Source organism: Streptococcus hepaticus (assembly GCF_043656315.1).
Lineage (GTDB): Bacteria > Bacillota > Bacilli > Lactobacillales > Streptococcaceae > Streptococcus > Streptococcus hepaticus.
On sequence record NZ_JBINIY010000025.1, the window covers coordinates 1 to 9,184 of the forward strand.

General features: G+C 39.0%; 6 protein-coding genes, 1 tRNA gene and 2 pseudogenes. 2 read left to right on the forward strand and 7 right to left on the reverse strand.

What is annotated here, in order from left to right; genetic code table 11:
- Positions 1-145: 145 nt before the first annotated feature.
- From ACHUFA_RS10600 to rapZ, 5 genes are all read right to left on the reverse strand, one after another.
- Positions 146-217 (reverse strand) — tRNA-Arg (locus ACHUFA_RS10600).
- A 172-nt stretch (positions 218-389) separates the two neighbouring features.
- Positions 390-737, reverse strand: a complete 348-nt coding sequence (gene rplS, locus ACHUFA_RS10605) for a 50S ribosomal protein L19 (RefSeq protein ID WP_093650752.1) — start codon at positions 735-737, stop codon at positions 390-392.
- A 125-nt stretch (positions 738-862) separates the two neighbouring features.
- Positions 863-1,774: a DNA-binding protein WhiA gene (gene whiA, locus ACHUFA_RS10610; protein WP_222349236.1), complete on the reverse strand. Its 912-nt coding sequence runs from the start codon at positions 1,772-1,774 to the stop codon at positions 863-865.
- Positions 1,771-2,745 carry a YvcK family protein gene (locus ACHUFA_RS10615; RefSeq protein WP_222349235.1) on the reverse strand — a complete coding sequence of 325 codons (975 nt, stop codon included), beginning with the start codon at positions 2,743-2,745 and terminating at the stop codon, positions 1,771-1,773. Before ACHUFA_RS10615 ends, whiA begins: the two co-directional genes overlap by 4 nt.
- Entirely contained in the window at positions 2,742-3,632 is an 891-nt protein-coding gene (gene rapZ, locus ACHUFA_RS10620; protein WP_222349233.1) for an RNase adapter RapZ, read from the reverse strand. Before rapZ ends, ACHUFA_RS10615 begins: the two co-directional genes overlap by 4 nt.
- Positions 3,633-3,930: 298 nt before the next feature.
- Here rapZ and ACHUFA_RS10625 point away from each other — a divergent pair.
- Positions 3,931-4,653: pseudogene (locus ACHUFA_RS10625) on the forward strand (IS110 family transposase); the annotation flags it as partial.
- A 133-nt stretch (positions 4,654-4,786) separates the two neighbouring features.
- Positions 4,787-7,543, forward strand: a complete 2,757-nt coding sequence (locus tag ACHUFA_RS10630) for a pneumococcal-type histidine triad protein (protein ID WP_394406011.1) — start codon at positions 4,787-4,789, stop codon at positions 7,541-7,543.
- 265 nt (positions 7,544-7,808) lie between these two features.
- On the opposite strand, the pseudogene ACHUFA_RS10635 reads toward ACHUFA_RS10630, so the two are convergent.
- Positions 7,809-7,959, reverse strand: a pseudogene (locus ACHUFA_RS10635) (IS3 family transposase); the annotation flags it as partial.
- A 156-nt stretch (positions 7,960-8,115) separates the two neighbouring features.
- The gene (locus tag ACHUFA_RS10640; protein ID WP_394406013.1) at positions 8,116-8,721 is read right to left on the reverse strand and encodes a KxYKxGKxW signal peptide domain-containing protein; all 606 of its coding nucleotides are present in this window, start codon (positions 8,719-8,721) and stop codon (positions 8,116-8,118) included.
- Positions 8,722-9,184: the final 463 nt, after the last annotated feature.

Consider the following 9,184-nt stretch of genomic DNA (forward strand, 5'->3'; position numbering starts at 1 on the left):
GCATTTCCTAAATGCTCTTAATTCTATATTCAATTTTGGTCAAAAAGATAAGAAAACTTTAAAAATTTTTTAAAAAACAAAATGTGATAATTGCCATTAGACTAGCATTTTTTATATTTTTTACTTTTCTTTGGTTATCTCTTTATCTCCCCTGTAGGAATCGAACCTACAACTAATTCTTAGGAGGAATTTGTTATATCCATTTAACTAAGGGAAGAAACGTCTCTATTTTACTCTTTTTCCCTCATAAATGCAAGTTTTATTCTTCAAACCATCTACCCACACCATAGAGGTATCATTCCAGCCCTATAAGCAAAAAACCGAGAAAATTTTCTCGGTTTTCTAAAATCGCTTGAGTCAAACTCAGACAACTGCTTGTAAGAGTTGGATTAACGACGGATCTCTTTGATACGAGCTGCTTTACCTTGAAGAGCACGCAAGTAGTACAATTTCGCACGACGTACTTTACCGTAACGTACAACTTCAATCTTGTCAACACGTGGAGTGTGGATTGGGAAAGTACGTTCAACACCGATACCGCCAGAAATTTTACGTACAGTATACATTTCTGAAATACCTTGACCTTTACGAGCGATTACAACGCCTTCGAAGATCTGGATACGTTCACGAGTTCCTTCGACAACTTTCGCGTGTACACGAACAGTATCACCAGGACGGAATGATGGGATATCAGTACGAAGTTGACCTTCTGTCAAACTTTGGATCAATGGATTCATTTATTTTCTCCTATCTTTGTCAATCTTGAGCGCTTTTAAGCTCAGCGGATAAACTGTATTTTAGTGCGTCCATTACACACTTCAACTATTTTAACAAATCAACTCGGGCTTGTAAAGTATTTACATCACAATTCTTCAGCGATTTTATTGATTTTTCTGAGACGGTGATTGACACCACTCTTGGTAATGGGATTGGTCAGGCTATCTGCCAGTTGTTGAATAGAATAATCGGGGTGTTGAATGCGGAGCTGGGCTACTTCTTGCAAGTCAATCGGCAACTGGTCCAGACCCGCAGTGTCAATGATTTTAGCAATATTGTTAATGGTCTTCATGCTAGCTGTGACGGTTCGAGCAATATTTGCTGTCTCCGCATTATTGGCTCGATTGAGATCATTGCGGGTTTCCCGCATGAGCTTGACATTTTCAAACTCAATCTTAGCATTTTCAGCACCAATCACGAGGAGAAAGTCCATGATGTCTTCTGCTCGTTGTAGATAGGTAATAGTACCTTTAGAGCGTTCTATGACTTTAGCATCCAAAAGAAATTTTTGCAGTAATTTGGCCAAATCTTCTGCATGGTCACTGTAAACCGAAGCGATTTCCAGCTGATATTTCCCTTTTTCAGGATCCTTGACCGAACCGCTTGCCAAAAATGCTCCTCGCAAGTAAGCCTGACTCCAGCTATCATTTTCTAAAATTGCAGGTGCGATACCTGTTGCCAAGCCGAAAAAACTGTCCGCCATATGCAAATCATCTAAAATCTCATTGACACCTGTATCGAGAAATACAGTGTAAACGCGGTTTTTCCGTAAATTTGTCTTCTGATGATGACGGATATCAGCCTTTACCTGATAAAAGTGCCAAAGCATTTCATACAAGTGACGAGCAATTTTCGCATTTTCAGTGGAGATGGATAGGGTCAAACCGGATGTCGCTAGCCCCAAACTGCCAGACAGCTTAATCATGGCGCCTAATTCACTTTTCTCCATACGTGCTTGACTCAATAGTTCTTCCTTGACTTGTACGGTAAAACTCATGCTCGCACCTGTATAATCTTGAGCAATTCTTCAACTACAAGATCCCCATCATGGAAGGCTCCGCCATTTTCCAAGCGAAGAAAATTAGACGAAATCACACGTTTCGCCTGCTCCTGTAAGCCTGCAAAATCATGTTTGACCTGCACCAAATACTCATCAAATTTATGAGTATTCATGTATTCCTGCGGAACAGGTTCAATGTTGACCAAAACCGTGTCAATATTGTCTTGACCAAGATGATTATTGAGGACACGCACATGATCTGCGTCAGAGAAGAATTCAGTTTCTCCACGCTGAGTCATGATATTGCAGACATAAGTCACGTCTGCCTTGGTTTCTCGCAAAGCCTGACCGATTTCTGAAATCATCAGATTAGGCAAAATAGAGGTAAAGAGCGATCCTGGTCCTAAGACAATCATGTCACTCTCTAAAATGGAATTAACCACCTTACGGCTAGGAGTTGGCTCATCATCATTGTAAGAATTGGTCACATACACATGGTCAATCATGCCCTTATACTTGGCAATCTTGCTTTCTCCTACTACCTCGTGGCCATCATCAAAAACTGCATGTAAGGTTAAGGCATTCTCGCTAGATGGATAGATTTTCCCAGTCGTATGGAAAAATTTGGATAAGAGTTGCATGGCATTATAGGTAGAACCTTGCATCTCAGAAATCCCAGCAATCAGGAGGTTGCCCAATGGATGACCTGCTAGAGCACCGTCGGTTTCTGCAAAGCGATACTGGAAAATTTGCTCATAGAGTTTCGGCATGTCTGACATGGCTAGCAGGACATTGCGCAGATCCCCTGGTGGTGTTACTTGTAAGGCCTGCCGAATTTCGCCAGAAGATCCTCCATCATCTGCCACCGTTACAATGGCGGTAATCTCTACATCCTTGTCTCGCAGACTTTTTAGAATGACAGGAATCCCTGTTCCCCCACCAATCACTGTAATTTTTGGCTTTCTCATGAACGATTCACCGTTTCTTTCCGTCTGTCCTTATCACGGTGACTGCGATTGACCGTCCAATTCTTCTCTAAATCATCTGCCAAGCGTTTGGCAAAAGCAACACTGCGGTGTTGACCACCTGTACAGCCTATGGCGATGGTCAATACAGACTTCCCTTCCTTCTGGTAGCCCGGTAAAATTGGCTCAATCAAGGCCAACAAGTGTTGATAAAAGTCATCTGATTCTGGACAGTCCATGACAAAATTGTAAACTCCCTCATCAAGACCTGTCTGATTGCGGAGTTCTGGTTGATAATAAGGATTTGGTAAAAAGCGCACATCAAAGACTAGGTCCGCATCCAGTGGCAAACCATATTTGAAGCCAAATGACATCACTTCAATCCGAAATGCTGGTTGATTGTCTTGGCTAGCAAATTGATCTGCAATTTCCTTACGGAGATTACGTGGTGTTAACTCCGTTGTATCAATCACATTTTGACTCATATTTTTAAGTGGTGCTAGGAGCTCGCGTTCCAGCTGAATACCATCCAAGACACGTCCATCAGTCGCAAGCGGATGGGAACGACGGGTTTCCTTGTAGCGGGCCACCAATTCACCGTCTGTCGCATCTAAGAATAAAATCTTGAAGTTCACTTCATCATCTGCTTCAATCTCATCCAAAATCTGACGAATTTCCGCAAAAAATGACCGGCTGCGCATATCCACTACCAAGGCCAACTTATCATTGTCCTGACTATGACGGATCAACTCAATAAATTTCGGCAAAAGAGCCGGCGGCATATTGTCTACCGTGAAGTAACCCATATCTTCAAAAGACTGAATGGCAACTGTTTTACCTGCACCACTCATGCCCGTGACAATCACTAGATTAATTAATTCTTTCTTCATGCTTCCTCTCCATCTTTTCTACATACGATTAATTTCTACACTTCCATTATAACAAACATACTAAGATTAGTAGTGAAGAAACCTCCGACGTGAGAAATCTTCACTACTTTTTCTTTTTTGATAAAGTAGAGGTGTCTTGTTAAGTCTAGGGGCTTTTAGACGCTAGACGTCGTAATACAAACTGGCAAGACACCTATTTTAGTTAAAATCTGTTCAAAGTATGCGGGACGTTCAACGTCGAGTATTGAAAATGAGATAGCTAAAACAAGGAATCTGACAAGATAAACGAGGTAATCTTATGCGTACAATATTTGGAATTGATGTGAGTAAAACAAGCTCTGAAGTGGCTATTCTGGTCAATAGTGAAAAAGTTCATGGCTATTCGATACCCAATGACGCTATCGGTTTTTCGAGGTTGTTAAAGGACTTGAAATCTGTTCAAAACCCAGAAATCATCTTTGAAGCGACAGGTGTCTATTCTCGGAGATTACAAGCTTTTCTGGAAAATCATAACTATGCCTATACTCGATTAAACCCTCTAGAAACCAAAAAGCAATTAGACAGTTTGCGAGTACGTAAAACAGATAAGATTGATGCAGAAAAACTGGCTAGTTCTCAATTCATTCTGAACCGAAAAACAACCTATATCCAAGACCAAGTCTATCAAGAACTACGGGATTTGAACCGCTTCTATCAAAATCTGACTGAAGACATCATCCGTGCTAAGAATCGTCTTCATAAGGTCTTGCAAGTGACTTTGCATGAGCTGGAACAACTGCTATCCACACCAACAGGAGAACAATACTGGAATTTAGTTAAGACCTTTCCAAATAAGAACTTTGTCTTGGAGTTATCAGAAACGGAATTGACAGAATGTATCTGACAATCCACTACTAAACGGATTTCTGGAAAACGAGTCTCTTCCTTGGTTGATAAATTAGCGGAACTAGCTAAACAGTCTTATTCAGCTGTACAAAAAAACTCTCCAATAGTCGAAGAGGTGAGATACTATGCACAAGAAGGGAGCAGTGCCATAATTGTGTATCCATTTTATTATAACAAGTCCATTTATAGTTGACATTTTAACTATACAATTATATAATTAACCAGTTCAATATTAATTGGTTAATTATATAAAGGAGGAATTAATTTTAATGAAACACAATAAAGGATTGTTAGCTATCATAAGTATTACGTTGACATGTCAATTAACCTTGATGGCCTGTCAACAACGTTCTGACTCCTTGGAGATAGAGCATTCAAAAACACATAAAAGTGAAAAGAAGAACTCTAAAACAAAGACTGTTAAATCACAAAAAAAAGAAATTCCCGGAATCGACAAGGCTACCGATGATGGCTTTTTATTCAGTAATGAATCTCAGATTGAGACGAAAACAGATGAAGGTCTTGTTGTGAAGCACGGCAACCATAGTCACTTTTTGTTTTACTCTGATTTAAAAGGAACAAAATGGGATTATCTCATACCTGAAGATTTTAAAGAGAAAAAAACAACTACAAGTACGAAGCAATCGGTACAAACTAAAGCCCAGCTAGCCAGTCGCTTTCAAACAGAAGACGGCTATATTTTTAATCCCAAGGATATCGTAGCCGAAGATGTAAAGGGATATACTGTACGCCATGGAGACCATTACCATTACATTTTAAAGGGTAGTTTAGGGCGTTCAGATTCAGAAGCATCTGTCACCTCTCCTTCATACCAACGGGCACAAGCTGATTCGCAATATCATTCAAACAATTCTGGAAACAACACAACTGTCCCCGCTCTCATAGGAAAGAAGCCACACAAAGGTCAAATTAGAGACCACTACAATAAACTAGTAGATACAAAGCAATACCCCGGCATCCATTTCGCAACTGACGATAAATTTCTATTTGACGGAAACCATATCATTGATAGCAATGACTTTGGTGCTTTGGTTGCTCACAATGGTAATCTTAAAGACATTCATGTTATCCCTTATTACCAATTGGTTAATACTAAGTGGGAAAATTTGATTCCCGAAAGGTATATGAAAAAAGCAAAAGCTGACTACTTTGGTACATCAAATAATATCCCAGAACAACCTGAAAAACCGGATACGACTACTCTCAACCCAAAACTCGAAGAAAAAATCCAATCCATTATGCAGCAATATGGATTGAGTCGTGATCAACTATCAATTGACCCCTCGAAGAATCTAATTATGTATCCCCACGGTAATCACTTTCACGCGGAACCAATTGACTCTTCCAAACCTTTTACTGATCCTATCGAATCACAACCTATCTATATAGATGGAGAAAATTTTGAAGAAAGAAAAGAACGGTTGATAAAAGAATATATGGATCGCTTTGGTGTAAAACGTGAAGATATTACCGTTGAAGATAACTATATGAGTATTCGTCATGGCGACCACGCTCATGTCTACAAAATTGATCCACGATTGCCAGACGATCCTGAACGTGATGTAAAAACGGAATCAACTAATTTGGAAGTTGAAGACAAGCTCGTCTACGGTCCACTATTCTCGGAAGGTTCAAAAGTCAGCTTGACTCGCAAAGGAGTTTATGACACTTTTAAACCTACTAATATTAAAAATATCAAGAACTTTATCTTACTAACTTTTAGCACCAACAGTGAGTATGGGGATTTGGAAGTTAATGGTAAAAAAACAAAACGAGTATATTACTTGGTTCGAAAAGACCTCAATTGGGAAGATTTACATATCAATCGTCCTAACACTGTGACTCATGAAGGCAAGCTCTTCAAAGGTTGGAGTGCTGATCTTCCTACTTCTGGTAAAATGCAAAGAGAGCATCAGGCCTATTATGTTGACTTTGATCGTGTCAGAAAACAACCAACAAAAGATGTCTATACTCCCAGTGATGATGTTCGAGATATCGATATCAGCCATTATGTTCCAATTAAGTATACAACCTTGTTAAATGGCCAATTGCAATTTGGTGATAAAATCCAAGGTGGTTTTACATTTTATGTTAATCCGAAACTTACTTGGATACAAGCTAAAAAGGCTGGTTTGACAGAACCAACTCCGATACCACACGATCACTATGAATTCATCGAATACCGTAATATTGTAAATGGTAGCGAAGATGAGAATAGCAACATTTCTCCCATGATTAGTTTGGCGGCCTTTGGTTCAACCGCTCCTTACCTAGGACCATACATTGCTTCCAATCCAAATCTCCCTACTGATATCAACGATCCAAATAGACATCCAAATTATTACTGGCATAATCCTAAAAATTATGTAGCAGTAGCCTTTAAAATTAACGAAGGTGGGGAACTTATCTCTCCTAACGGCAAAGGCAAAGCAATTGTTTACTTACTCCGAAAAGGATTGTCTCTGGAACAAGCAAAAATTATACCACCATTTATTCAATATTCAGATCGTTCACAACAATACTACTTTGATATTGTAAAAGAATATTCTAAACCAATCACAGAGGATACCGTCTATCAAGCTCAACTACGTTCCACCTCTGATCCCTTTGATGATTTGCTAGGCGATGAAAATGACCATGACGATTTATTGGGGGAACACAATTCTCAAAATGAACTAATCAACTCATTAAATGATTCGGCAACAGTAGACCACGCAACAAACAACAGTAGCAAACAAAATGAAGCTAGAGTAGAAGAAAATGATAAGACAAATAGCACTATCAAACATAACGAAATTAACACAAGTGAAAACGATAAGGTAGATGGTAACACTAAACTAACTGAAAACGATCCGAAAGAGATTGGTCAGATAAACAGTGGTGTGATTCCAAACAAAGTTGATGCTACTGAAAATAACATAATAACCAGTGGAACTAAAGCAAACGAAGCCTACGTCAAAGAAAACGATTCGACAAAGCCTAACGAAGAACTTCATAAGCCGTAAAACTATCGGAGTGAATTAATTACACTAACCTAGACAGAATTTATAAAGTGAATAAAATTTGAATCAAAAAGTCGTACAAATGTTTGAATAGCTCCCTGTCAAGCGAACAATGAAATAATAAAAGATTAAGCAAAGGCCTTGTTCCTCATTTCAAAAGCGCAAGGCCTTTGCTTCGCTCTTGAAAACGTTGAAAAGGCAACACATTTCTGTACAACATTTACAAAGTGTATTTAGTTAGGCGATAACTCGTCTGGCCATCGGTGTTTGATAGTTGAGACTTGTTAGCAGTGATTACTTATCTTTTCGTGCCAATAACACTTGCGCTTGCTTTAGGATATCTACCTGCATTTCAAGTTCTTTATTTCGTTTTTCAGTTCAATTAGTTCACGTTGATTTTGGAAATCTTTGAAATTGCCTACAGCATGGAGCGCTATCAGAGTCCCTGACAAAACACCTAGACGAATTGGGATAATTAAAAGACGATTTCCATTTGGAAGTCGCCTTTTTGATACTATCTGAAATACTATACCTTGTAGTTGGTATAAACAGATAGTTCACTTTATTTTTAAGAATTAAATTGGTTCAAAACCTACTACTACGGTTCCTCCATCTTCACCGCCACAGCTTAGCTCAAAACCAAATTCTATCAGACCTACTTTGTTTTCTGAAAAATTTTCATTTTGATTATTATTGTTGCTCTCTGGGCGCTCGCCTTGAGAGCCTGGTAGCTCTTTATCTAGGCTACCGCCCAAGCGTGGATCATTCTCTGGGCGTTCGCCTTGAGAGCCTGGTAGCTCTTTATCTAGGCTACCGCCCAAGCGTGGATCATTCTCTGGGCGCTCGCCTTGAGAGCCTGGTAGCTCTTTATCTAGGCTACCGCCCAAGCGCAAGCTGTTATTGGCATGTTCACCTGTAAGCCGTAATTTTGAATCTTTGTCATCTTTTTGTGCCGATTTCTTACTTTCTATCCTCCTCGGGAGCGATGATTCTGACTGGCTATTATCTTGGTAAGTCATCCTAGACTTTTCTGCTATCTCTGAATTACTTTTAGTTGCAAGGCTAGAGCCTCCTACAACAGCACCTACTCCAATCAGCAAGATAATTGTACCAGAAAATAGCCACTGTTTACCGGACTTCCACATTCTAAATCGACCTTGATTTTTTTCCTTATGTGACATTTATTTTTTCCTTTCTTTCATTGTTAGCCTTTCATCAAAGAGATTAATAAAGCCTGATAGTTAGTCTAACATTGAAACAATTTTGCATCAAGAGTTATATTCAAAATATAGACAAAAAACACATGAAAGATAGCTGTAATTTACAATACAAGAGAAAGGTATGAGTTTGAAAATCCCCCCTGATAAGTTAACAGTTTTCTGTAGAAAATTTACAAGGTTTATTTAGCTAAGCAATACTTCTCAACGTCGTAAGTATTTGATCATTGGAACTACCGTCAATACGGTGATGATTCCACCAGTGAACTTAAATCTGCTGGTCCGAACTTTTTTAAGATAGAACAAGAGTCTAGGCAAAGACTTTCCAATGACTAAAAAACACAGCCAGTTTTAAGCAGATTTTATAACTATCCTGCTCAGCTGTCTGTGTTTCTCTTTATTTCTCCATATTTTGGAGTAATTTTGG

What these genes read in the sequence shown, in the direction of transcription:
- ACHUFA_RS10630 (WP_394406011.1), top strand. Translation starts at nt 4,787, where the DNA reads ATGAAACACAATAAAGGATTGTTAGCTATCATAAGTATTACGTTGACA.
- rplS (WP_093650752.1), bottom strand. Translation starts at nt 737, where the DNA reads ATGAATCCATTGATCCAAAGTTTGACAGAAGGTCAACTTCGTACTGAT.
- rapZ (WP_222349233.1), bottom strand. Translation starts at nt 3,632, where the DNA reads ATGAAGAAAGAATTAATTAATCTAGTGATTGTCACGGGCATGAGTGGT.
- ACHUFA_RS10640 (WP_394406013.1), bottom strand. Translation starts at nt 8,721, where the DNA reads ATGTCACATAAGGAAAAAAATCAAGGTCGATTTAGAATGTGGAAGTCC.
- whiA (WP_222349236.1), bottom strand. Translation starts at nt 1,774, where the DNA reads ATGAGTTTTACCGTACAAGTCAAGGAAGAACTATTGAGTCAAGCACGT.
- ACHUFA_RS10615 (WP_222349235.1), bottom strand. Translation starts at nt 2,745, where the DNA reads ATGAGAAAGCCAAAAATTACAGTGATTGGTGGGGGAACAGGGATTCCT.